General features: G+C 66.3%; 19 protein-coding genes. 15 read left to right on the forward strand and 4 right to left on the reverse strand.

Translation table 11 applies throughout. The features are described from left to right. Positions 1 to 328, reverse strand: a 328-nt coding sequence (locus tag A5636_RS27375; RefSeq protein WP_253900611.1) for a hypothetical protein, incomplete at its 3' end; no start/stop codon positions are given. Here A5636_RS27375 and A5636_RS16775 point away from each other — a divergent pair. Next, the gene (locus A5636_RS16775) at positions 220 to 1,263 is read left to right on the forward strand and encodes a MinD/ParA family ATP-binding protein (RefSeq protein WP_437339841.1); all 1,044 of its coding nucleotides are present in this window, start codon (positions 220 to 222) and stop codon (positions 1,261 to 1,263) included. The genes A5636_RS27375 and A5636_RS16775 overlap by 109 nt on opposite strands. Before the next feature lie 174 nt (positions 1,264 to 1,437). Here the strand turns inward: A5636_RS16775 and A5636_RS27910 are convergent, their stop codons facing one another. Beyond that, entirely contained in the window at positions 1,438 to 1,728 is a 291-nt protein-coding gene (locus tag A5636_RS27910; RefSeq protein WP_065159793.1) for a WhiB family transcriptional regulator, read from the reverse strand. A 441-nt stretch (positions 1,729 to 2,169) separates the two neighbouring features. Between A5636_RS27910 and A5636_RS16785 the strand changes: the two genes are divergently transcribed. The 14 genes from A5636_RS16785 to eccD all read left to right on the forward strand — a co-directional run bounded on the left by A5636_RS16785 (position 2,170) and on the right by eccD (position 19,626). Beyond that, positions 2,170 to 3,204: a helix-turn-helix domain-containing protein gene (locus tag A5636_RS16785; protein ID WP_155763857.1), complete on the forward strand. Its 1,035-nt coding sequence runs from the start codon at positions 2,170 to 2,172 to the stop codon at positions 3,202 to 3,204. Positions 3,205 to 3,439: 235 nt separating this feature from the next. Beyond that, the gene (locus tag A5636_RS16790) at positions 3,440 to 4,687 is read left to right on the forward strand and encodes an EspA/EspE family type VII secretion system effector (protein WP_065159772.1); all 1,248 of its coding nucleotides are present in this window, start codon (positions 3,440 to 3,442) and stop codon (positions 4,685 to 4,687) included. A gap of 82 nt (positions 4,688 to 4,769) precedes the next feature. Beyond that, on the forward strand, positions 4,770 to 5,081 hold the full coding sequence (locus tag A5636_RS16795; RefSeq protein WP_065159773.1) for an ESX-1 secretion-associated protein: 312 nt from the start codon (positions 4,770 to 4,772) through the stop codon (positions 5,079 to 5,081). A 2-nt stretch (positions 5,082 to 5,083) separates the two neighbouring features. Further along, complete coding sequence (locus A5636_RS16800) at positions 5,084 to 5,935, forward strand: ESX secretion-associated protein EspG (protein WP_065159774.1); 852 nt, start codon at positions 5,084 to 5,086, stop codon at positions 5,933 to 5,935. A 30-nt stretch (positions 5,936 to 5,965) separates the two neighbouring features. Beyond that, positions 5,966 to 6,517: a DUF2694 domain-containing protein gene (locus A5636_RS16805; RefSeq protein ID WP_065159775.1), complete on the forward strand. Its 552-nt coding sequence runs from the start codon at positions 5,966 to 5,968 to the stop codon at positions 6,515 to 6,517. Continuing rightward, complete coding sequence (gene eccA / locus A5636_RS16810) at positions 6,514 to 8,235, forward strand: type VII secretion AAA-ATPase EccA (protein ID WP_065159776.1); 1,722 nt, start codon at positions 6,514 to 6,516, stop codon at positions 8,233 to 8,235. The genes A5636_RS16805 and eccA overlap by 4 nt, the downstream gene beginning before the upstream one ends. Positions 8,236 to 8,238: 3 nt before the next feature. Then, positions 8,239 to 9,684: a type VII secretion protein EccB gene (eccB, locus tag A5636_RS16815; protein WP_065159777.1), complete on the forward strand. Its 1,446-nt coding sequence runs from the start codon at positions 8,239 to 8,241 to the stop codon at positions 9,682 to 9,684. Positions 9,685 to 9,697: 13 nt separating this feature from the next. Then, positions 9,698 to 11,935 carry a type VII secretion protein EccCa gene (gene eccCa / locus A5636_RS16820; RefSeq protein WP_065159778.1) on the forward strand — a complete coding sequence of 746 codons (2,238 nt, stop codon included), beginning with the start codon at positions 9,698 to 9,700 and terminating at the stop codon, positions 11,933 to 11,935. Then, positions 11,932 to 13,689 carry a type VII secretion protein EccCb gene (gene eccCb / locus A5636_RS16825; protein WP_065159779.1) on the forward strand — a complete coding sequence of 586 codons (1,758 nt, stop codon included), beginning with the start codon at positions 11,932 to 11,934 and terminating at the stop codon, positions 13,687 to 13,689. The genes eccCa and eccCb overlap by 4 nt, the downstream gene beginning before the upstream one ends. 238 nt (positions 13,690 to 13,927) lie before the next feature. Beyond that, complete coding sequence (locus A5636_RS16830; protein ID WP_065159780.1) at positions 13,928 to 15,028, forward strand: PPE family protein; 1,101 nt, start codon at positions 13,928 to 13,930, stop codon at positions 15,026 to 15,028. Between the two features lie 90 nt (positions 15,029 to 15,118). Then, positions 15,119 to 15,421: a type VII secretion system ESX-1 WXG100 family target CFP-10 gene (gene esxB / locus A5636_RS16835; RefSeq protein WP_065144405.1), complete on the forward strand. Its 303-nt coding sequence runs from the start codon at positions 15,119 to 15,121 to the stop codon at positions 15,419 to 15,421. Between the two features lie 37 nt (positions 15,422 to 15,458). Further along, on the forward strand, positions 15,459 to 15,746 hold the full coding sequence (gene esxA / locus A5636_RS16840) for a type VII secretion system ESX-1 WXG100 family target ESAT-6 (protein ID WP_065159781.1): 288 nt from the start codon (positions 15,459 to 15,461) through the stop codon (positions 15,744 to 15,746). Positions 15,747 to 15,862: 116 nt separating this feature from the next. Beyond that, a complete protein-coding gene (locus A5636_RS25665; protein WP_081287836.1) occupies positions 15,863 to 18,094 on the forward strand; it encodes a MinD/ParA family ATP-binding protein in 2,232 nt (743 codons plus the stop codon). Next, on the forward strand, positions 18,091 to 19,626 hold the full coding sequence (gene eccD / locus A5636_RS16855) for a type VII secretion integral membrane protein EccD (protein WP_065159783.1): 1,536 nt from the start codon (positions 18,091 to 18,093) through the stop codon (positions 19,624 to 19,626). The genes A5636_RS25665 and eccD overlap by 4 nt, the downstream gene beginning before the upstream one ends. On the opposite strand, the gene A5636_RS16860 is transcribed toward eccD, so the two are convergent. Continuing rightward, on the reverse strand, positions 19,623 to 20,417 hold the full coding sequence (locus tag A5636_RS16860) for a hypothetical protein (RefSeq protein ID WP_065159784.1): 795 nt from the start codon (positions 20,415 to 20,417) through the stop codon (positions 19,623 to 19,625). The genes eccD and A5636_RS16860 overlap by 4 nt on opposite strands. 168 nt (positions 20,418 to 20,585) lie before the next feature. Further along, positions 20,586 to 22,907, reverse strand: coding sequence for a secretion protein EspK (locus A5636_RS16865; protein WP_065159785.1), 2,322 nt, complete (start codon positions 22,905 to 22,907; stop codon positions 20,586 to 20,588). Positions 22,908 to 22,941: the final 34 nt, after the last annotated feature.

Genomic DNA, 22,941 nt, shown 5'->3' on the forward strand with positions numbered 1-22,941 from the left:
AAGAGACCGACCTGACCCCCCACACCCACAGCCCCGCCGCCACCGCCGCCGATCGCACCGCCACCCGGGCCTCCGCGAGGGAACGCTGGGCACCGTCCGCCACCAGAACCGCCCGTTCGGCCACCCCACGGCGACGCGGCACGGCTAACACCACCGCCACTCCTGCCGCCGCAGGCGATGGCACCGCCGACACCGTTCCCCCCGGCGGCGCCACCCCGGGTGCCTGCACCGAGACCCGAAGGTCCACCGAGACCCGACGGCCCACCCAGATTCGAAGCCCCACCCAGACCCGACGCCCCACCCAGACCCGGCCCGTGGGCAATGCCAACGGCCCCGCCGCGCGCCAAAGCCCAGCCCGCCGAACGCGGTTGGCGACGGGTGCTGCGTGCGGCCACCTTCGGACTGGTCAACCCCGGCCCGGCGGCCGCCCAGCGCGATGCCGCCCAATTCGAGATGGCGATAAGAACCGCACTGCACGGCAACCACAAGGTCGGCGTCCTCGGCAAGGGCGGTGTCGGAAAGACGTCGGTGGCAGCTAGCGTCGGCTCGATCCTCGCCGAGCTGCGCCAGCAGGACCGCATCGTGGCCATCGACGCCGACACCGCGTTCGGCCGGCTGAGCAGCCGCATCGATCCGCGGACCGCTGGTTCGTTCTGGGAGTTGACCGCTGACAAGAATTTGCAGTCGTTCGCCGACGTGACCTCGCGCGTGGGCCGGAACTCCGCCGGGCTCTACGTCTTGGGGGGCGAGCCGCTCTCGGGTCCGCGCCGGGTCCTGGATCCCGCGATCTACCGGGAGGCCGCGCTACGGCTGGATCGCCACTTCGCGATCTCAGTCATCGACTGCGGCTCCACCATGGACGCCGCGGTCACTCAGGAAGTCCTGCGCGACCTGGATGCACTGATCGTGGTCTCCTCGCCGTGGGCGGATGGCGCTGCGGCTGCCGCCAAGACCGTCGAATGGCTATCGGACCATGCCCTGGGCAATCTGTTGCAACGCAGCGTCGTGGTGCTCAACGACTCGGACGGGCACGCTGACAAACGCACCCGATCGCTGCTTGCTCGCGAGTTCGTCGATCACGGCCAGCCCGTGGTGGAAGTGCCCTTCGATCCGCACCTGCGACCCGGCGGGGTGATCGACGTGACCCACGAGATGGCGCCCGCGACACGGCTGAAGTTCCTGCAGATCGCCGCCACGATCACCGGTTACTTCGCGTCCCGGCCACCCCCGCCGCGGAACCGTCCGCCCGGGCGTCTGGACTGAGCTGCGCATCTCTTTCTGTAGCAGCCCTGCAGTCCCGGTGCAGCCTCGGTCACGCACGCGCATGCCGGTGGTCGAACTGCATTCGAGGCCAGCTCGCCGCATCGGGTGCGGCCCCACCTATGCAACAGCGCGAGAGACCTTCTGATCTCTCGCGCTGTGCCGGCACTTGGCGGGTTACGCCGACTGGGCAGTCACCCGCTCGCGGACCGCGAAACCGTTGCGCTCGGCCAGGGACCTCAGCTGGCTCAGCGCGAACGCCCGCGCCCGGCCGGAGTCCGGAATCACCACACCGGCCCACAATCCTTCTGCGCCAGGCAATTCCACTGCTTCCTTGGCGCACAGCCAACGGCGCGGGCAGGCCCGGCACAGCGTCTTTGCCTCGTCGTCAGGAGTGGTGGTCCAGCGGTCGGGGTCTTGGGTGCACACGCCCAGCTGTGGGATTTCGTAAAGAGTTGTTGCAGTCATGTCTTGCATACCTCCGTAAAGCGTTGCAGGTGGTGCCCCTCTGCGCCAGAAGGCTAGCGGACAAACCGTCGCAGTGCAACAGTTCCGCCAAAGCGCCGTTTCGCGACGCTACGGCTTCGCAACAGAACCGGCGAGCCTATCCGACTAACCCCCCATCACCAGGGGGTATCTCCTGTCAATATGCTGTGCGTCGCCCGCAAATTGGCTGGTCGACAACGCAACCGTTGCAGAAAGTGTTTCGGTCTCTACGCCTGGACGGTATGGTTAACCGTAGCGGTGACTCGGTTACTCAGTGACTGCCTCGCAGCAAGCCGACGCGGCCCGGCCGTGAAAAGCGTAGCGAAGGTATAGCAATGGAAGGGTGCGACGGTTACGATGTTGGTCAGCGGAACGCGAGCGCTGCCGCCCGCTGCGACAACCGCGAGCAAGGATTTCACGCACATGCCTCATGCCGAGTCGACGGTCGGTCCGGCTGCGTTGGCCGCGCTACGCGGCGTGGCGACAACTGTCGCGCCCGGCCACGGCGTCGGGCACATGGGCCGTACGGTTCGCCCCCGAATGCTGCTCGAGCGCCCGCTACGAGGCCTAGGTGTTCACGGTTGTAACGGTATGTTCGCCGACGGACCGCGCGAGGGGCCGGTCACCGTCGGCGACAAGAGAAACGTCCGGTTCGGCGATCCCACTGGAGGCAAGGCGTTGACCTTTGAAGCCGTCAGGCCGTCGAATTCGGCTGAAGAACACGATGCCGACATCGATGCCGGCATAGCTCGCGCGGGTGCAGCCGCCGCGGCACGCCGCCGCGAGCTGGACATCAGTCAGCGCAGCCTCGCCGCCGACGGGATCATCAACGCGGGCGCACTGATCGCGTTCGAGAAGGGGCGCAGCTGGCCCCGGGAACGGACCCGCGCCAAGCTTGAAGAAGTGCTCCAATGGCCTGCGGGCACCATCACCCGCATCCGCGATGGCGAGGACGTCGCGCAACAATCGGCGCCGGCCCCGGCGCCGGAATCCGCGCCGGTCGCGGATGCCGCGTCCCCAGCCGACGGACCTGCCTCGTTGATCGCGCAGGCGGTGGCCGCCGCGATCGACACCTGCAGGCTGGCCATCGCCGCACTGCCGCCGCCGGAGGACCCCGAGTTCACCGAGCGGGCCGCGCCCATCCTGGCCGATTTGCGCCAGCTCGAAGGTATTGCCGTGCAAGCGACCCGCATCAGCCGGATTACGCCCGAATTGATCAAGGCGTTGGGCGCGGTGCGGCATTATCACGACAAATTGATGACATTGGGTGCAACTGCGCCGGGAGCGACCCTCGCGCAACGCCTTTATGCCGCACGGCGACATGCCAACCTCTCCACCGCGGAGACCGCGCAAGCGGCCGGTGTCACCGAGGAAACAATTGTCCGCGCCGAAGCAGAGGGCGCTTTGCCGGCCGAGTCCGCCGCAGCTATTGAAGCGCTCATACGACAAATCAATTGAGTTGAACCCGGGTCTGTTCACGCACTGACCGACTCGGGCTGATTATGCGGGGACGTTGTCGCGGCCCCGAATTCCGCTGTGTCGAGTGCCTGCTCTCCGGCGCGCGAATTCGCCCGCAGTATCGGAAAATTCGTGCTTCGAGCCCCGTCAGAGCGCTGTTAAGCTCAACGTACGGTGCGAAGGTGCAGATGAAAAAATACCGTGCACACCAACAGCCAAGTAAGGAAGAAGTCACATGTCGGGTAGCGCGATGTGCAAGACCACCAGTAATTTCATCTATGCTCAGTTGTTTTTACTAGGTGAAGGCATTCCCGACCCGGGTGACATATTCAATGCCGGTTCGTCACTGTTCAAAGGTGTCGCAGACAAGATCGGCGTGGCAATTCCGGGCACCAACTGGATCGGCCAGGCCGCCGACGCCTATTTGAACCAGAACACCGCGCAGGAACTCCGCGCCAAGTTGATGGGCGACATCGACAATTTAACCGGCAATTTGATCTCGAATCAGGCCGAACACGTGTCCGACACGCGTGATGTCCTGCGTGCGATGAAGAAGATGATCGACGGCGTCTACAAGGCGTGCAAGTGGCTGGAAGACAATCTGTGGTTCGTCGGTGACGCTGTGTCGGTCGCGCTGGCCATTCCGTCATGCGGGCTGGCGATGGCCGTTACCGGCGGTGCGTTGCTCTATCTGACGATCATGACCGCGATGAACGCGGCCAGCATGGTCGGACTCGGTGGCCGGCTCCTCGACATCTTGACCAACCTGCCCAACCTGGCCGGTCTGATCCCCGGAATCATCGACAACATCATCGACAACCTATGGCCGCCGAAGTTGCCCGACATCCCGTTCCCCGGCTTCCCCGATATCCCGGGCTTCCCGGACTTCAGCTGGCCGCCCACCCCCGGCATGCCGGACTTCAACCTGCCGATCCCGGGCCTGCCCGAGTTCCAATGGCCGACCATCCCGGGCCTGCCGGACTTCGGCGGACTCATCCCCGGCCTGCCAGGCTTCGGCGGCGATTTCCCGAGCTTCCCCGGCCTGCCCGGGTTGCCGGGCATCCCGAACCTGTTCCCGGGCCTGCCCTCGCTCAACGACCTGCTTCCGGGCATGGGCAACCTGGGCCAGCTGCCTACCTGGACCGATTTGGCCGAACTCCCCGACTTCCTGAGTGGTTTCGCTGGGCTGCCGTCGTTGAGCTTCGGCAACCTTTTGAACTTCGCCCAGCTGCCCGGGGTGGCATCCATCTCTTCGACGATGGGCCAACTGCAGCAGCTGATGGCGGCCGGCGGTGGACCGGGCCAGATGGGCAGCATGGCCGGTCAGCAGGCACAGATGATCTCCTCGCAGGCACAACAGGGAGCGCAGCAGGACGACGGTCGGGACGAAGAGGGCGCCGGCGCGGGTACCGCCGGTGCCGAGCGGGCACCCGTCGACGCGACCACCGGCGGCCAACAAGGCCAACAGGGAACCGTCCTTTAGCAATTAGCCAGTAACCCGCCAAACCCATAGCAAGCCAAAGCCATAGCGAGTAAAACGTTAGACCTAGAGGAGGGTTATCCCCATGTCCGGAATTCTCGGTGTCGTTCCTTCATTCCTGAAGGTGCTTTCGAACATGCAGAACGAGATCGTCGGTGAACTGAAAACCGCGACCACCACGGTCAACGGCATCAGCGGACGCGTCGACCTCACACACGGTTCGTTCACATCGAAGTTCAACACCGCGCTTCGGGAGGTGGAGACCAACCGCACCAACACCGGCAACGGACTGCAGGGTGTCAGCGGCGGACTCGCTTCCAACCTGCTCAAGGCCGCCACCGCTTACCTCAACGCAGACCAGGGCCTGGCCGGCGTCATCGACAAGATCTTCGCCTGATCATGTCCGGTCCGCTCGGTTCCGGTGGCGCGGGCCTCGCGGACGACGTGGTCGGCGTGGAGGTGACCATCGACGGCATGTTGGTCATCGCCGACCGGTTGCACCTCGTCGATTTCCCCGTCGTGCTGGGGATCCGGCAGAACATCCCACAGGAAGACCTGCGGGACGTGGTGTGGGACCAGGTGCGGCGCGACCTCGCGACACAGGGCGTGCTGGATCACAACGGCCAGCCCCACCCCGCTGTCGCGACGATGGTCGACACCGTCAGTAGGGCGGACCGGACGCTGGAGTGCCGGTGGTGGCGGCGGGACCAAGGCGGTTCAGCCGGTGGCGTGATGGTGCGATTCACCGTGTGCCGCAAGGACGACACACACGTCATCGCGGTGCGGGACGGCGAGATGCTGGTGCTGCAGTTGGTGGCCCCGCAAGTCGGACTGGCCGGGATGATGACCGTCGTTCTGGGTTCCGCCGAACCCGCCAACGTCGAACCACTCACCGGAGTCGCAAGCGAACTGGCCGAGTGCACGACGGCGGCACAGCTGTCCCGGCACGGTGTCCCGCCCGCGCAGGCACGCATCTACACCGAGATCGTCAGCAACCCGACCGGGTGGGTGGAGATCATCGCTACCCAGCGCCATCCCGGTGGTACCACCACCCACACACCCGCGGCCGCAGGCGTTCTCGATTCCGAGCACGGCCGACTGGTGTCGCTGCCCCGCCGCGTCGGCGGCGAGCTTTACGGAAGTTTCCTTCCCGGCACGCAGCAGAATCTGCAGCGTGCGCTGGAGAGCTTGCTGGAGCTGCTGCCCGCGGGCTCCTGGTTAGATCACGCGCCCGCCTCCGCCCGAGGCTGACTCCCCTCCCGACACGCAGAAAGGCACGCCATGCCCGGAACCGATTACGACAGCGACGATCTCGGTGCGCTGGATTTCTCTGGCGGGGCCGCCGTTGACGAAGCGTCGTCGCTGGACGCGCTGGGCGAGTACGCCCCGCCCACCGAATCGGCGGAAGCCGACGGTACCGAGCTCGATGCCCTCGACGGACTCACCGATCAGGAGGAGGAACCCGACCTGGCGATGTTCACCGTGACCAACCCTGCGGGGTCGGTGTCGGTGACGGCGTTGATGGACGGCCGCGTGCAGCGGGTCGAGGTGACCGACAAAGCCTCGAGCATGAGCGAATCCGGTCTGGCCGAGGAGATTTTCGTCATCGCGGACCTGGCCCGCCAGAAAGGGCGAGCCGCGCAGCACACCTTCATGGTCGAGAACATGGGCGAGATGACGGGTGGCAACGACCAGCAGAACGCACTGCTGCACGAGTTCGTCGGCGCAACGCTGAACCTGCCGACCCCCGAAGAAGCGGCCGCCTACCAAGAACAGGTGTTCGCATCGCGTTACGAAGTCGACTACACCGCTCGCTACAACGGTGATAAATGACTGATCGCCTGGCCGGTCTGTTCGACAGTGCCGTCGGCATGCTGCCGTTGTCGGAGGCACGATCACTGGATCTGTTCACCGAGATCACCAATTACGACGAATCGGCTTGCGATGCCTGGGTCGGCCGGATCCGGTGCGGTGACACCGACCGGGTGACGCTGTTCCGCGCCTGGTACTCGCGGCGCAACTTCGGCCAGCTGTCCGGCGCCGCGCAAATCTCGATGAGTGCTGTGAACGCCAGGGTGCCCATCGGCGGGCTTTACGGAGACATCACCTATCCGGTCACCTCGCCGCTCGCGGTCACGATGGGTTTCGCCGCATCCGAAGCGGCACAGGGCAATTACGACGATGCGGTGGAGGCGATCGACGCCAGCGCGGTCGCCGGATCAGAGCACCTGGTGTCATGGCTGAAAGCCGTCATCTACGGCGCCGCCGAACGGTGGACCGACGTGATCGACGAGGTCAAGGGCGCCGGAAAGTGGCCGGACAAGTTCTTGACCGGCGCCGCGGGCGTAGCCCACGGCGTGGCCGCCGCGAACCTCGGTTTGTTCACCGAAGCCGAACGCCGGCTGACCGAAGCCAACGACTCGCCCGCCGGTGAAGCGTGTGCACGGGCCATCGCGTGGTACCTGGCCATGGCCCGGCGCGGCCAGGGCAACGAGGAAGCCGCGGTGGCGTTGCTGGAGTGGCTGCAGACCACTCATCCCGACCCGAAAGTGTCGGCGGCACTGAAGGATCCGTCCTATCGATTGAAGACGACGACCGCCGAACAGATCGCTTCCCGGTCGGATCCCTGGGACCCGGGCAGTATGGTGACCGACACCTCCGGTCGGGATCGACTGCTGGCCGAGGCCCAAGCCGAACTGGAGCGGCAGATCGGGCTGAGTCGGGTCAAGACCCAGATCGAGCGGTACCGCGCCGCCACACTGATGGCCCGGGTCCGCGCCGCCAAGGGCATGAAAGTGGCCCAGCCCAGCAAGCACATGATCTTCACCGGGCCCCCCGGAACCGGTAAGACCACCATCGCGCGGGTGGTCGCCAACATCCTCGCCGGGTTGGGTGTCATCGCCGAGCCCAAGCTCATCGAGACCTCCCGCAAGGATTTCGTCGCCGAATACGAGGGCCAGTCAGCGGTCAAAACCGCCAAGACGATTGATCAGGCCATCGGCGGTGTGCTGTTCATCGACGAGGCCTACGCGCTCGTGCAGGAACGGGACGGCCGCACCGACCCGTTCGGCCAGGAGGCGATGGACACGTTGCTGGCGCGGATGGAAAACGACCGCGACCGGTTGGTGGTGATCATCGCCGGCTACAGCAACGACATCGACCGGTTGCTGGAGACCAACGAGGGGTTGCGGTCGCGCTTCGCCACCCGCATCGAATTCGACACCTACACACCCGATGAACTGTTGGAGATCGCGAAAGTGATTGCCGCCGCGAATGACTCGACGCTGAGCGTCGAGGCGGCGGAGCAGTTCCTGGCAGCGGCCAAGTCGTTGGCCACGCGCACAGCGCGAGGCAGGCAGGCCCTCGACATTGCCGGAAACGGCCGCTACGCACGCCAACTGGTCGAGGCCGCCGAACAGTGCCGCGACATGCGGCTGGCCCAAGGCCTAGACATCGAAGCTTTGGATGTGGACCGACTACAAGAGATCAACGGCGCGGACATGGCCGAGGCAATCGCCGCGGTGCATGCACACCTCAACATGAGAGAGTGAACCATGGGGCTTCGCCTGACCACCAAGGTTCAGGTTAGCGGGTGGCGTTTCCTGCTTCGCCGGGTCGAGCATGCCATCGTTCGGCGTGACACCCGCATGTTCGACGATCCGCTGCAGTTCTACAGCCGCTCAGTGGGACTCGGCATTGCCATCGCGGTGATCATCCTGGTGGGCGCGGGACTGCTGGCGTACTTCAAGCCCCAGGGCAAGCTCGGTGGCACCACCCTGCTGACCGACCGGGCAACCAACGAGCTGTACGTGATCCTGTCCGGGCAGCTGCACCCCGTCTACAACCTGACCTCGGCGCGTCTGGTGCTGGGCAACCCGTCGAACCCCGCCACAGTGAAATCCTCCGAGCTGACCAGGATGCCGTTGGGCCAGACCCTCGGCATTCCCGGCGCCCCTTACGCCACACCGGTTTCCGGCGGAAGTTCGTCGATCTGGACCTTGTGCGACACGGTCGAGCGTGCCGACACCGCTTCGCCGTCGATACAAACCTCGGTGATCGCGATGCCGTTGCATATCGACTCCTCGATAGACCCGGTGCAGGCCAACGAGGCACTGTTGGCGTCTTACCAGGGCCAGCAGTGGATCGTGACCGAAAAAGGACGGCACATAATCGATCTCAACGACCGCGCGCTGACCTCGGCGATGGGGATTCCGGTCACCGCGAAGGCCGTCCCCATTTCCGAGGGGATGTTCAACGCGCTGCCCAGTCAGGGGGCCTGGCAGCTTCCGCCGATACCCGGGGCCGGAGCACCCAATACCGTTGGCCTGGACGATGCTCTGGTGATCGGGTCGGTATTTCAGATTCACACCGAGAAGGGGCCGCGGTACTACGTGGTGCTGCCGGACGGCATCGCCATGGTGAACTCGACTACCGCGGCGGCGTTGCGCGCCACCCAATCCCACGGTCTGGTAGCACCTCCCGCGGTGCTGCCCAACGTCGTCGTGCAGATCCCGGAACGGGTCTACCCGTCCCCGCTGCCCGACCAACAACTCAACATCCTGTCCCGACCCGATGAGCCGACCCTGTGCTGGAGCTGGGAACGCGCCGCCGGAGACCAGGCGCCCAAGACCACCGTGCTGTCCGGCCGTCATCTGCCGATACCGGTGTCATCGATGGGCAGCGGGATCAAACAGATCCAGGGGACGGCAACGATTCACATCGACGGCGGCAAATTCGTCCAACTGCAGTCACCCGATCCGCGCTACGGCGAATCGATGTACTACATCGACCCGGAGGGGGTGCGCTACGGGGTGCCGGACGCAGATTCGGCCAAGGCGCTGGGTTTGAGCTCGCCGAAAACCGCGCCGTGGGAGATCATTCGGCTGCTGGTGGATGGGCCGGTGCTTTCCAAAGACGCCGCCATGCTCGAACACGAAACGCTGCCGTCGGACCCGAATCCGCGAAAAGTTCCGGGTGGAAGTCCAGGAGCACCCCAGTGAAGGCCGGAAAAGCATGACGACAAAGAAGTTCACCCCGACCATTACCCGCGGCCCTCGGCTGACACCGGGCGAAATCAGCCTCACGCCACCTGACGACCTCGGCATCGACATTCCGCCCTCCGGCGTCCAGAAGGCGCTCCCCTATGTGATGGGTGGTTGCATGGTCGGCATGATCGCGATCATGCTGGTCGGCGGTACCAAGCAGCTGTCGCCCTACATGCTGATGATGCCGCTGATGATGGTCATGATGATGGTCGGCGGCATGGCCGGCGGCACCGGAGGCGGCGGTAAGAAGGTGCCCGAGATCAACGCCGACCGGAAGGAATATCTGCGTTACCTGGCCGGCCTACGCAGTCGCGTCACCTCTTCTGCCAGCTCTCAGGTGGCGTTCTTCTCCTACCACGCACCGCATCCCGATGATCTGCTGTCCATCGTGGGAACACAGCGGCAGTGGTCCCGGCCGGCCAACAGCGACTTCTACGCGGCCACCCGCATCGGCACGGGCGACCAGCCGGCGGTGGACAGATTGCTGAAGCCCGCCGTCGGGGGTGAACTGGCCGCGTCCACCGCGGCGCCGCAGCCATACCTGGAACCGGTGAGCCACATGTGGGTGGTGAAGTTCCTGCGCACCCACGGTTTGATCCACGACTGTCCGAAACTGCTGCAACTGCGCACCTTTCCCACGATTGCCGTCGGCGGACACCGACCCGGCGCCGATCGGATGCTGGCCGCCATGATCTGTCATCTGGCGGTGTTCCATCCGCCGGACCTGCTGCAGATCCGGGTGCTCACCGAGGACCCGGACGACCCGGACTGGTCCTGGCTCAAATGGCTTCCGCACGTTCAGCACCAAACCGAGACCGACGCCGCAGGTCCGGTCCGGATGATCTACACCCGCCCCGACGGACTGGCCGATCTGGCCGCGCGGGGTCCGCACGCCCCCGACGCCCTGCCCACCGGTCCGTACGTCGTCGTGGTCGACCTCACCGGCGGCAAGGCGGGATTTCCGCCGGACGGCCGGGCCGGAGTCACGGTGGTGACGTTGGGCAATCACCGCGGGTCGGCCTACCGGGTCCGGGTCAACGAGGACGGGACCGCCGAAGACCGGCTACCCGGCCAGCAGTTCCGGCTGGTCGCGTCGAACTGCGACAGCATGACGCCGCTGGAGGCGGGCCGGGTGGCCAGGAAGCTCGCCGGATGGTCGATCACCGGCACCATTCTGGACAAGACGCAGCGCGTCCAGAAGAAGGTGGCCAACGAGTGGCACCAACTGGTTGGCGCCAAGAGCGTTGAAGAGGTCACGCCGGCGCGCTGGCGGATGTACACCGACACCGACCGTGATCGGCTCAAGATTCCGTTCGGTCACGAACTCAAGACCGGCAACGTGATGTATCTGGACATCAAAGAAGGCGCGGAGTTCGGCGCCGGACCGCACGGCATGCTGATCGGCACCACCGGGTCCGGAAAGTCCGAATTCCTGCGCACCCTGATCCTGTCCCTGGTGGCGATGACCCACCCCGACCAGGTCAACCTGCTGCTCACCGACTTCAAGGGCGGTTCGACCTTCCTCGGCATGGAGAAGCTTCCGCACACCGCCGCCGTCGTCACCAACATGGCCGAGGAGGCCGAACTGGTCAGCCGTATGGGTGAGGTGCTGACCGGCGAACTGGACCGGCGGCAGAACATCCTGCGGCAGGCGGGCATGCAGGTGGGGGCCGCCGGTGCCCTGTCCGGGGTGGCCGAGTACGAAAAGTACCGTGAGCGGGGTGCCGATCTAGCGCCTCTGCCAACGCTTTTCGTCGTCGTCGACGAGTTCGCCGAACTGCTGCAGAGTCACCCCGACTTCATCGGGCTGTTCGACCGCATCTGCCGGGTGGGCCGGTCCCTGCGGGTCCATCTGCTGTTGGCCACCCAGTCACTGCAGACCGGCGGCGTGCGTATCGACAAGCTCGAACCCAACCTCACCTACCGGATCGCGTTGCGTACCACCAGTTCTCATGAGTCCAAGGCGGTGATCGGAACCCCGGAGGCGCAGTACATCACCAACAAGGAGAGCGGCGTCGGGTTCCTTCGCGTCGGCATGGAGGATCCGGTCAAGTTCAGCACCTTCTACATCGGCGGGCCCTACATTCCCCCGGCGATCGCCGACACCAACGGTTCGGGTCCGCGGGACGGCTCGGCGATGGCCAAGCAGTCTGTGCGGATCCGCCGGTTCACCGCAGCCCCCATGGCCGAGGAGGTGACCGTTTGACGACCGAACCGGAGGTACGGGCGCTGCGCGAGGTGGTGCTCGATCAGCTGGGCACCGGTGAATCCCGGGCATACAAGATGTGGCTCCCGCCGCTGCAAGATCCGGCACCACTGAACGAACTCGTCGCTCGAGATCGGCGGCGGCCCTTGCGGTTTGCGCTCGGGATCATGGACGAGCCGCGCCGGCACCTGCAGGAGGTGTGGGGCGTGGACGTGGCCGGTGCGGGCGGCAACATCGGCATCGGTGGTGCGCCGCAGACCGGAAAGTCAACGCTGCTACAGACATTGGTGCTCTCGGCCGCGGCCACCCACTCCCCGCGCAACGTGCAGTTCTACTGCATCGACCTGGGCGGCGGGGGCCTGATCTATTTGGAGAATCTGCCGCACGTCGGCGGCATCGCAAACAGGTCAGAGCCCGACAAGGTCTATCGGGTGGTCGCCGAGATGCAGGCCGTGATGCGGCAACGCGAGCAGATGTTCAAAGAACACCGCGTCGGTTCGATCGCCATGTATCGGCAGCTGCGCGACGATCCGAACCAGCCCGTCGCGGCCGATCCCTATGGCGACGTGTTCCTGATCATCGACGGGTGGCCGGGCTTCGTCAGTGAATTCAACGAACTCGAGGCACCCGTGCAGGATCTGGCCGCCCAGGGCCTGGCGTTCGGCGTGCACGTGATCATCTCGACACCGCGTTGGACCGAACTGAAGTCGCGCGTCCGCGACTACCTCGGCACCAAGATCGAGTTCCGACTCGGCGATGTCAACGAGACGCAGATCGACCGCATCACCCGGGAGATTCCGGTCAACCGTCCCGGCCGAGCGGTGTCGATGGAAAAGCACCATCTGATGATCGGAGTGCCCAGATTCGACGGTGTGCACAGCACCGAGAACCTGGTGGAGGCGATCACGGCGGGCGTGGCGCACATCGCATCGCAGACCACCGAGCAGGCGCCGCCGGTTCGAGTCCTGCCCGAACGAATCCATCTGCACGAACTCGATCCGAACCCACCTGGCCCCGAGGCGGACTACCGCACCCGTTGGGAAATTCCGATCGGACTGCGCGAGGCGGACCTGACACCGGCCTACAGCCACATGCACACCAACCCGCATCTGCTCATATTCGGTGCGGCCAAGTCAGGCAAGACCACCATTGCCCACGCCGTCGCCCGTGCCATTTGTGCCCGTAACAGTCCCGACCAGGTGCGGTTCATGCTCGCCGACTACCGCTCCGGTCTGCTGGACGCGGTGCCGCAGTCGCACTTGTTGCAGGCCGGCGCGATCAACCGCAACAGCGCGAGTCTCGATGAAGCCGTTCAGGCGCTGGCGGTCAACCTGAAGAAGCGGTTGCCTCCAACGAATCTGACGTCGGCTCAGTTGCGTTCGCGTTCATGGTGGAGTGGGTTCGATGTCGTTCTGCTCGTTGACGACTGGCACATGATCGTCGGTGCGGCAAGCGGCATGCCGCCAATGGCGCCACTGGCGCCATTGCTGCCGGCCGCGTCCGATATCGGACTGCACATCGTGGTCACCTGCCAGATGAGCCAGGCGTACAAGGCCACGATGGACAAGTTCGTCGGCGCGGCCTTCGGTTCCGGCGCCCCGACGATGTTCCTTTCGGGCGACAAGCAGGAATTCCCGTCGAGCGAGTTCAAGGTGAAGCGGCGGCCTCCTGGCCAGGCATTTCTCGTCTCGCCGGACGGAAAGGAGGTCATTCAAGCGCCCTACATCGAGCCTCCGGATGACCTCGCAGAATAAGTGTTCGGACCACCCCCAACCCGCGGTTAGGATTATTTCAACGCAAGTTTGGAAGCAAGTTGGAAGCCAGTTCCGACGGTAGTTCGAAGCGGACAAACCGAGAACGCAACACGAGTTTGTTTCGGCGAAAACCAGTGACGTTTGGGACCGAAACACAAATACCAACTGAACAAAGTCAAAAGGCGCCCTTTTTCAGTTACAAGCCGCCACAATTCGAAGTCAGAAGGGAGTTGATCTTATGTTCTGGCATGCCATGCCACCCGAGCTGAATACCGCACGGCTGATGGCCGGGGCTGGTCCGGCTCCGATGCTGGCGGCGGCCGCAGGCTGGGAAGCACTGGCGGCGGCTCTCGATGCGCAAGCCGTCGAATTGACCGCGCGGTTGAACTCCCTCGGCGAAGCATGGACCGGGGGTAGCAGCGACAAAGCAATTAATGCCGCGCTGCCGATGGTGACTTGGCTGCAGACCGCATCCACTCAGGCAAAGACGCGGGCGATGCAGGCGACCGCGCAGGCGGCCGCCTACACCCAGGCGATGGCGACGACTCCGTCCCTCCCGGAAATCGCGATGAACCACGTCACCGAAGCGGTCCTCACCGCCACCAACTTCTTCGGCATCAACACCATCCCGATCGCCCTGACCGAGATCGACTACTTCGTCCGCATGTGGACCCAGGCGGCGGTGGCAATGGACGTGTACGAGGCCGAGACGCTGGTCAACACGATGTTCGACAAGATCGAACCGATGACGGCGATCCTCGACCCGGGGATGAGCCAGGCCATGGCCTCCAACCCGTTGATGGGCATGCCGACCAGCATCGGCAACGTGGCTGGTCAGCTGCCGGCCACCGCCGGCCAGGTGGCCGAACTGAGCGGCCCGATGCAGCAACTGACTCAGCCCGTACAGCAGATGACCTCGATGTTCAGTCAGATGGGCAGCAGCACCGGGTCGAGCACCGGGCTTGCCGACGACGAAGCCACGCAATTGGGCCTGGTGGGCGCCAGCCCACTGTCCAACCACCCGCTCGCGGGTGGATCCGGTGCCAGCATGGGAGCGGGATTGATGCGCGGGGAAGCGCTGCCCGGTGCCGGCGGCACGCTGGCCCGCACACCGTTGATGACCGGCCTGATCGACAAGCCTGCCGGTCCCGCGATGATGCCGGCGGCGGCGGCCGGTGAGGCGGCCACAGGTGGCTCGGCCCCGGTTGGCGCCGGCGCCATGGGCCAGGGCGCCCAGGCCGGTGGCGGATCCCGGACCGCCCTGGCGGTCCCCACGGCGCTCGCCGACGAAACCGACGAGCCCGAAGAAGATCTGTGGGACGACCAGGACGACTGGTGATCCCCCGGAACAACAACAGACTTCCCGGCCAAACCCGGCCGGAAGACTTGCCAACCACGGCGAGAAATGGAAAGAGAGAAAGTAGTCAGCATGGCAGAGATGAAGACTGACGCCGCTGCCCTCGCGCAGGAGGCAGGTAACTTCGAGCGGATCTCGGGCGATCTGAAGACCCAGATCGACCAGGTCGAGTCCACCGCGGCGTCGCTGCAGGGTCAATGGCAGGGTGCCGCCGGCCAGGCCGCCCAGGCCGCCGTGGTGCGTTTCCAAGAGGCCGCCAACAAGCAAAAGGCTGAGCTGGACGAGATTTCGACGAACATCCGTCAGGCCGGCGTCCAATACTCCCGGGCCGACGAGGAGCAGCAGCAGGCGCTGTCCTCGCAAATGGGCTTCTGATTCCCCCTCAAATACCACCAAGAAACGGAGCAACAAGATGACAGAACAGCAGTGGAATTTCGCGGGCATTGAAGCCGCGGCCAGCACCATTCAGGGAAATGTCACCAGCATTCACTCCCTGCTCGACGAGGGTAAGCAGTCCCTGACCAAACTCGCCGCCGCCTGGGGTGGTAGCGGTTCGGAGGCTTACCAGGGTGTTCAGCAGAAGTGGGACGGCACCGCTCAGGAGCTGAACAACTCCCTGCAGAACCTGGCTCGGACCATCAGCGAGGCCGGTCAGGCGATGCAGTCGACCGAGGGCAACGTGACGGGGATGTTCGCGTAACTAACGCCTCTGTACGCGTAGAATCTCGAAGCACGAGATCGGGCGAGTTCAACCCATCCGGGGGATCTCGCCCCTTCTCGTGCTTATTCATTTTGACGAACTTCTGAGAGGTTCTCATGCCGGCCGACTATGACAAACTCTTTCGGCCCGTGCAGGATTCCGATTCGGACGACGACGGCGGTTTCTTCGATCCGAATGCTTCATACCCCCCGGCGTCCAAAGGCAACGGGGACAACGGCTCCGACGCCATCGACTGGTCGCAGCCGATTCCTCCGCCCCAGATGTCCACTCCGGCGGCGCCGGTTGTACCGGCTCTGCCCGAGTCGCCCCCGCCTCCGCCGCCACCGGCGCCACCGCCCGAACCGCCGCAGTTCGAGAGGCCGCAGTTCGAGCCGCCGCACATCGCGCCCGCGCCACCGCCTGAACCGCCGCAATTCGAACCGCCGCAAGCATCTGCCGCGCCGGCAGCCGGACCAGCAGCCGGGGGATCCAGACCGCCGCTGCCGCCGATGCCGATCTTCGGGCCGGCACCTACACCGCCGGACGAGCTCCCACAGTTCTCGCTGCAATCGCCGCCCGAACGAACGCCCCAACCCGAAGAGGCCGCCGCCGAACGGGAAGAGTCCGCCGCCACACCGGCCGAGTCGGCACCGGCACCACCCGAGCAGCAGTCCGCTCCACGCGAAACCCTCTCGGCGCCGCCCGAGCCGCCACCGGCACCGGCCGAGCCGCCACCGGCACCAACCGAGCCGCAACCCGCGTCAGCCGAGCCGCAACCCGCTGCACGCGAAACCCTCAAGGCGCCAACAGAAATCCCCCCTGAGCCGCGGCAGCCCCGCCCCAACCCGCCGTCGCGCGCTCCTGAGTCCCGGGAAGGACCGGCGCCGACCACCGGCCGACCCACACCCGAACATCCCTCCGGCCCAAGACCGGCCGCCCGACCGCCACAGCCACAGCCACAGCCGCAGCCACCACCCGAAGGCCCGACCCGCAGGGTGCGCCTCGGTGGGCATCGGCAGGGCCAGCCTCCCCCACCGACCCCCCCAGAACTGCGCCCGGAACCGTCCGCCGCTCCCCCGTCGCGACGAGAACGTCGCGGACACCGCTACCTGCCCGACCCCGAATCCGGCGAACCCGACCCAGCAGCCGGCCCGTATTTCCGGGTTCCGATGCCCCCCAGCGATATTCAGCAACCGACTTCGCCCGTACGTGGTCGCGTCGCGCCACCAGGACCCCCGGTCCAAGGGGGGCCGTCCGGCGGTAGACGCCGGGCCCCGTCCGGCCCAATTCCGGTGCATCCGCCCTCGACCTCGATCCCGCCCCCGCAAGCACCGCCTCCGGCACCACCACCAGCGCCGCGGGCGACCAGCGCGGAACAACCCGTCGCCACCACGGAGATCCCCATCCCGTCTCCGGCTCCGGCGCCGGCTCCCGAGCGGGCCCCACAGCAGCGTTCGCCGTCCAAAAAGCCTCTCCCGCAACGCGGATGGCGGCGCACCGTCTACCGGCTGACCCGGATCAATCTGGGTCTGTCGCCCGACGAGAAGCACGAACACGAGCTACGCGCCAGGGTCAGCCGCAGACCACGCGGCTCCTATCAGATCGGGATGCTCGGCCTCAAGGGCGGTGTCGGCAAGACCACCACTACCGTCACCTTGGGCACCATGCTGGCGCAGGTGCGGGGCGACCGGGTACTGGTGCTGGATGCGGACCCCGGATGCGGGAACCTCGCAGAGCGCGCGGGCCGCACGTCACCGTCTTCGATCGCGGACCTGGTCGCCGACGAGAACCTGTCGCACTACAACGACGTGCGCGCACACACCAGCGTGAACGCGCACAATCTCGAAATCCTGCCGACCGCCGAATACACCACGGCGCAACGCGGACTCAGCGGCGACGACCTGCGCTTCGCCGTCGACACGGTGTCGAAGTTCTACAATCTGGTGCTGGCCGACTGCGGGCCGGGATTGTTCGATCCGGTGACCCGTGGGGTGCTGGAGACCGCCTCGGCGATCGTGATCGTGACCAACGTGTCCCTGGACAGTGCGAGGCAGGCCGAGAGCGCGTTGGAGTGGTTGCGGCACAGTGGTTTTCAGGACTTATTGAGCCGTGTCGTAGTTGTCATCAACCACGTCGCGCTCGGTGAGACCAACGTCCCGGAGAAGCAGTTGGTACGACAGTTCCAGCAATTGGTTCAGCCCGACCGGGTCGTGCTGCTGCCATGGGACAAGCACATCGCCACCGGTACCGAAATTCAGCTCGACCGACTCGGCCCCGGCTATCGACGCCGGGTGCTCGAATTGGCCGCGGCACTGTCCGACGATTTTGAAAGGGCGGGACGTCGTTGAGCGCACCTGCTGTTGCCGCCGGCGCTAGCGCCGCTGGGTCCACCCCCGCCAGGCCCGCCACCACTCGGGTGACGGTCCTTACCGGCAATCGGATGACCGATCTGGTGTTGCCCGCGGCGACCCCGATGGCCACCTACATCGACGAGACCGTCGCCGTCCTCGCCGAGCTACTGGAAGACACCCCGCCGGATGCCTTGGGCGGCTTCGACTTCGCCGCCCAGGGCGTCTGGACCTTCGCCCGGCCGGGGTCCCCGCCGCTGCGGCTCGATCAGTCCCTCGACGAGGCGGGCGTCGTCGACGGGTCATTGCTGACCCTGGTATCGGCCAGCCGGACAGAGCGCTACCGGCCACTGGTCGAGGACGTCATCGACGCGATCGCGGTGCTCGATGAATCCCCGGAGTTCGACCGGAGGGCGGTCGACCGCTTTATCTGCGTGGCCATCCCGATCCTGGCGTTGCCGCTCACCGCCATTGCCATGCGCGCGTGGTGGACGACCGGACGTAGCTGGTACTGGCCGGTGGCGCTGGGGGTATTGGGAATCGTCGCCCTGGCGCTGTCGTTTGTGGCGAAGCGGTTCTACGCCAAGGCCGAACTCTGCGAGTGCCTATTGCTCGCCGCCTATCCCCTGCTCGCAGCGGCGGCGGCCATCGCAGTCCCGCTGCCGCGCGGAGTGAACTCGCTCGGAGCGCCACAACTCGCCGCAGCGGCAACGACCGTGCTGTTCCTGACACTGCTGGTCCGTGGCGGTCCACGCAGGCGTTACGAGGTGGCCTCCTTCGTGGTGATCACCATGATCGCGTTGGTCGGCGCCGCCATCGCGACCGGCTACGGTCACCAACACTGGGTACCGGCCGGCGCGATCGCGTTCGGCCTTTTCGTAGTGACCAATGCTGCCAAGCTGACGGTCGCGGTGGCGCGAATCGCGTTGCCGCCCATCCCCGTTCCGGGCGAAACCGTGGACAACGAGGAGTTGCTCGACCCGGTGACCGCCGAGGACGCCACCAATGACGAGACTCCCACGTGGCAAGCCATCATCGCTTCGGTACCCGCATCGGCTGCGCGGCTGACCGAGCGCAGCAAGCTTGCCAAGCAGCTGTTGGTCGGGTACGTGACGGCGGGCGCCCTGATCTTGGCTGTCGGGGCCGTAGCGGTCGTGGTGCACGGACACTTCTTCGTCCACAGCTTGGTGGTTGCCGGGCTGCTGACCGTGCTGTGCGGTTTTCGCTCGCGCCTGTACGTGGATCGATGGTGCGCGTGGGCGCTGCTGGCCGCGACCGCCGCAATCCCCACGGGCCTGGCCGCGCGGCTCAGCCTCTGGTACCCACAGTGGGCGTGGCTGATCCTCACCGGCTATCTCGTGCTGGTGGTGATCGCACTGATCATCTTCGGGGCAATGGCCCCCATCAAGCGGTTGTCGCCGGTGATGAAGCGAATCACCGAACTGCTGGACGGGGCGGTGGTTGCCTCGATCATTCCGCTGCTGCTGTGGATCACCGGCGTCTACGACATGGTGCGCAATTTGCGCTTCTAGATCGGAGCCGCGACCGAACCCGTCGCGGGCTTGCCGCCGCCGGCACCCTCGATCGGAGCGCTGACCAGCGTGGTTCTGCCCGCTGCGGCTCCTTCAGCCGGCTGACCGTCGGCGGCGTCGTTATCGTCCTGGTCGTCCTGGTCGTCCTTTTTGTCTTCGTCGGCAGGTTTGGTGTCACTGGCGAGTTGCGCCCCTTGTCCACCTTGACCCGCCTGGGAAGCCGCCTGCTGCACGCTCTGACCGACCTGCTGCCCCATGGGCGCCATCTGCTGCGCCATCGGAGCAAGCTGAACCAGTTGCGGCACCGTCGCGGCGATCCGGGGCGACAGCGCCGCCGCCTGCGCTTCCACCGCCGCACCGACCTGCGAGACCGCCCCAGCCGAGGCAGCTCCCGCCAGTTGTTGCGCCGCAGCCACCGGGGCGCCAAGCATTGCCGCGGCCGCACCGCCGCCCAGACCCGTCACCGCTCCCAGCGCGCTGGCTCCGAACGATTGGCCGTCCGCCCCGAACCCGTACTGCCGCAACGCCTCACCCAGCGATTGATCGGCCTTCGCGTAGATGTCGGCCGCCGTGCCCATGCTGGTGGCGGTCCGCTTCAGGGCGGCGGACACACCGGGCATCCCATCGGTGACCAGGGATTCGATAGCCGGCATCGTTTCGTTGATCGCCGCCGAGACAGCGTCGGAACCGGTCGCCGCGATGGGCGCCGGAGGTGCCGGGAAAACCAAGTCGGTGAGTTTGCCCGCTGCGGCAATCAGGCGAGCGGGATCGACGGCTAGCGGTTCAGCCATCGCCGCATCCCTTCACTAGGTTTCCCACCGGGAAAATTTTACCGGACGTGCCGCAACCCCCTAGGCGCCAATTTGGCGTAGTAGGGCGCACGGCGCCCCGGAACGACCCCGCGCAGGCACCTGAGCCCTTCGACACAATGTTTGCCATACCGCTTCTCCGCCCGCCCATTAGGTGGCTTGCGAAATCGCGCTGTCGAGCAGCCCCGCCACATAGCGCCAGTACAGAAACTCTTCGACAGCCGGACGTTGCACCTCGGCGTCTGCCGCACCAAAGGCCTTGTGCAGAGCCAGATCCTGGCTGTGTGCGGCGTAGGCGTGAAATGCCCGCAGATGTGCGATCTCGCGTCCGGTGGCCGTACTGGTCATCGGCTTCATCAACTCGAACCACAACATGTGGCGCTCATCGTCCGGAGCATTGGCGTCGGCAGGGGCCGGCGCTAGCAGGTCCACCAGGTGCAAATCGTCGGTTTCGGCGAGCTGGGCAGCCGCCGCCGGGTCCACCACCTCGAGCCTCGGCCGGCCGACCATCCTGCCGGTGTCAGGGATGTCGTCGTCCTCCAACACGATCTTCGTCACGCCAGGATCGGAATTCGCCAACTGCTCCGCGGTGCCGATCACCGCGCGCAGCTTCAGATCGTGGTACGCGGCCCAGGTCTGCACGGCAATCACCGGGTAGGTGGCGCTGCGGGCCCGTTCGTCGACCGGGACGTTGCGGTCGGCGCTGGCCATGAACACTTTGGCGGGCAGTTGGACGCCTTCGGGGATGTAGGCCAACCCGTAGCTGTTGGCGACGACGATCTCGCCGTCGGTGGTGACTGCGGTAACCCAGAAGAACCCGTAGTCGTCGTCGCCACCGCTGTCCCGGGCGTTGAGTGCGGCCGCGATCCGTCGCGCCAGGCGCAGCGGGTCTTTCTTGGCGCCGCCGGCACCCGACGCCGCAGCCATTGCGTCCCGCGCCGCCCGTGCCGCCGAAACCGGGACCGACGGCAACGCCGTCACGTCGTCCGCGGAACCGGGCTTGTCCTTTTGGGGGTCTTGGGCGTCTTGGGCACCCCGGTCGGGAGCATTGTGCCGGGCCGGCGGTGCGGTGCGCGCCGACGCCGCCTTGGGCGAGACGCCGGCAGGTGCCCTACCAGCCGCACCCAACGGCGCCCTGCCACCCGCGGCACGGGTGCCGGCGCTGGGCGCAGCGGCCGCACCGGCATTCGGGCTCGCACCGGCCGAGGTCCCCCCGCCCAGTCCGGTCGAGGAGCCCCGCGCCGCTGCCGGGGGCATACCGGTGGCCGCTGCGGGTGTCATCGCCGGCGCCGCGTCGTCGCCACGGTGGGAGGGTGCGCCGGAGGGGCCGGCCGGTTGACCGGAGTGCGTTGGCACATCCACGGCCGCGGCCGGCTTCACGTGCGCGGGTTCGGTCCCCGGTGTACCTGGAACGGACGGCGTGCCGGGATCCCCGGGCCGGGACGGCAAGTCCGGCGACGGGCCGACGGGTCCCGGGCCGGGCGCGGGCGGAGCCGGGGTGGGAGCAGGGGTCGGGGTCGGGTTGACCGGAGCCGGCGCGGGGCCGGGCGCTGGCGTTGGGTTCACCGGGGTGACCGGCTTGGCCGGCTGGTCCGGGTTCGGCTTGACCGGCGTGACCGGCGTAACCGGACCGACCGGGCGGTCCGGCTGGCTCGGGTTGACCGGCGTCACCGGAGGCAACGGCGGGATCGGGGTGACGGGTGTGACCGGGCTGACCGGCGTCAGCGGCGGAACGGGAGTGATCGGGGTGACCGGGGTCGGGTTCACCGGATCGAATGGGGTCGGGGTCACCGGCGTCACCGGTGTGCCCGGACCGACGGGCTGGTAAGGGTTGGCCGGGGTCGGCTCGAACGGCGTCGGGGTCGGCCCCACCGGGATAGGTGCACTCGGAGTCGGAACGACCACCGTGGGCACCTCCGGAGTCGGCGGTGTCACCTGGTGCAGCAACTCCTCGAGCGCGTTGTGCGGCGGCTTCCAATCCCTCGACGCCCGAACCTGTTCCGCGGTCTCGGCGACCAAACTCGTGTTGGCCTCATGGGTTGCCCGAACCAGTGCCTCGATGGCGGCCTGGCGTGCTTCGGCTTCGAGTTCGGTGTCGTTCTCCAGGACGATGATTTCGCGCTGAGCAGCGTCGACATTGTTGCCTATTTCGGACTTGGCTTGGACGAGCAAATTGCCGATATGCCGGTGCCAGGTGATAACGGTCGCGAGATAGTCCTGCAGCGTACTCATTTCGGACAGATTCGTGCCGAGCGCGCCATTGGCTGCGTTGGCGGCGCCGCCCGACCAGACACCTCCGTCGAAAACCTCGACCTGTTGACGGCGGGTGGAATCCATGACGTCGGTGACTTTGCGCAGTACCTGATTGTATTGCTGCGCACGGTCGTAAAAGGTTTCCTCGTCGGCTTGCGGCCAGCCGCCGGGTTCAAGCATCTGACCGGCATATTCGCCCGTCGGTCTCGGAATGCCCATCGCTTACTCTCCTCGTCCGCCCGGCGCGCAGCCG

This window comes from Mycobacterium asiaticum, assembly GCF_001673315.1.
GTDB classification, from domain to species: domain Bacteria; phylum Actinomycetota; class Actinomycetes; order Mycobacteriales; family Mycobacteriaceae; genus Mycobacterium; species Mycobacterium asiaticum_B.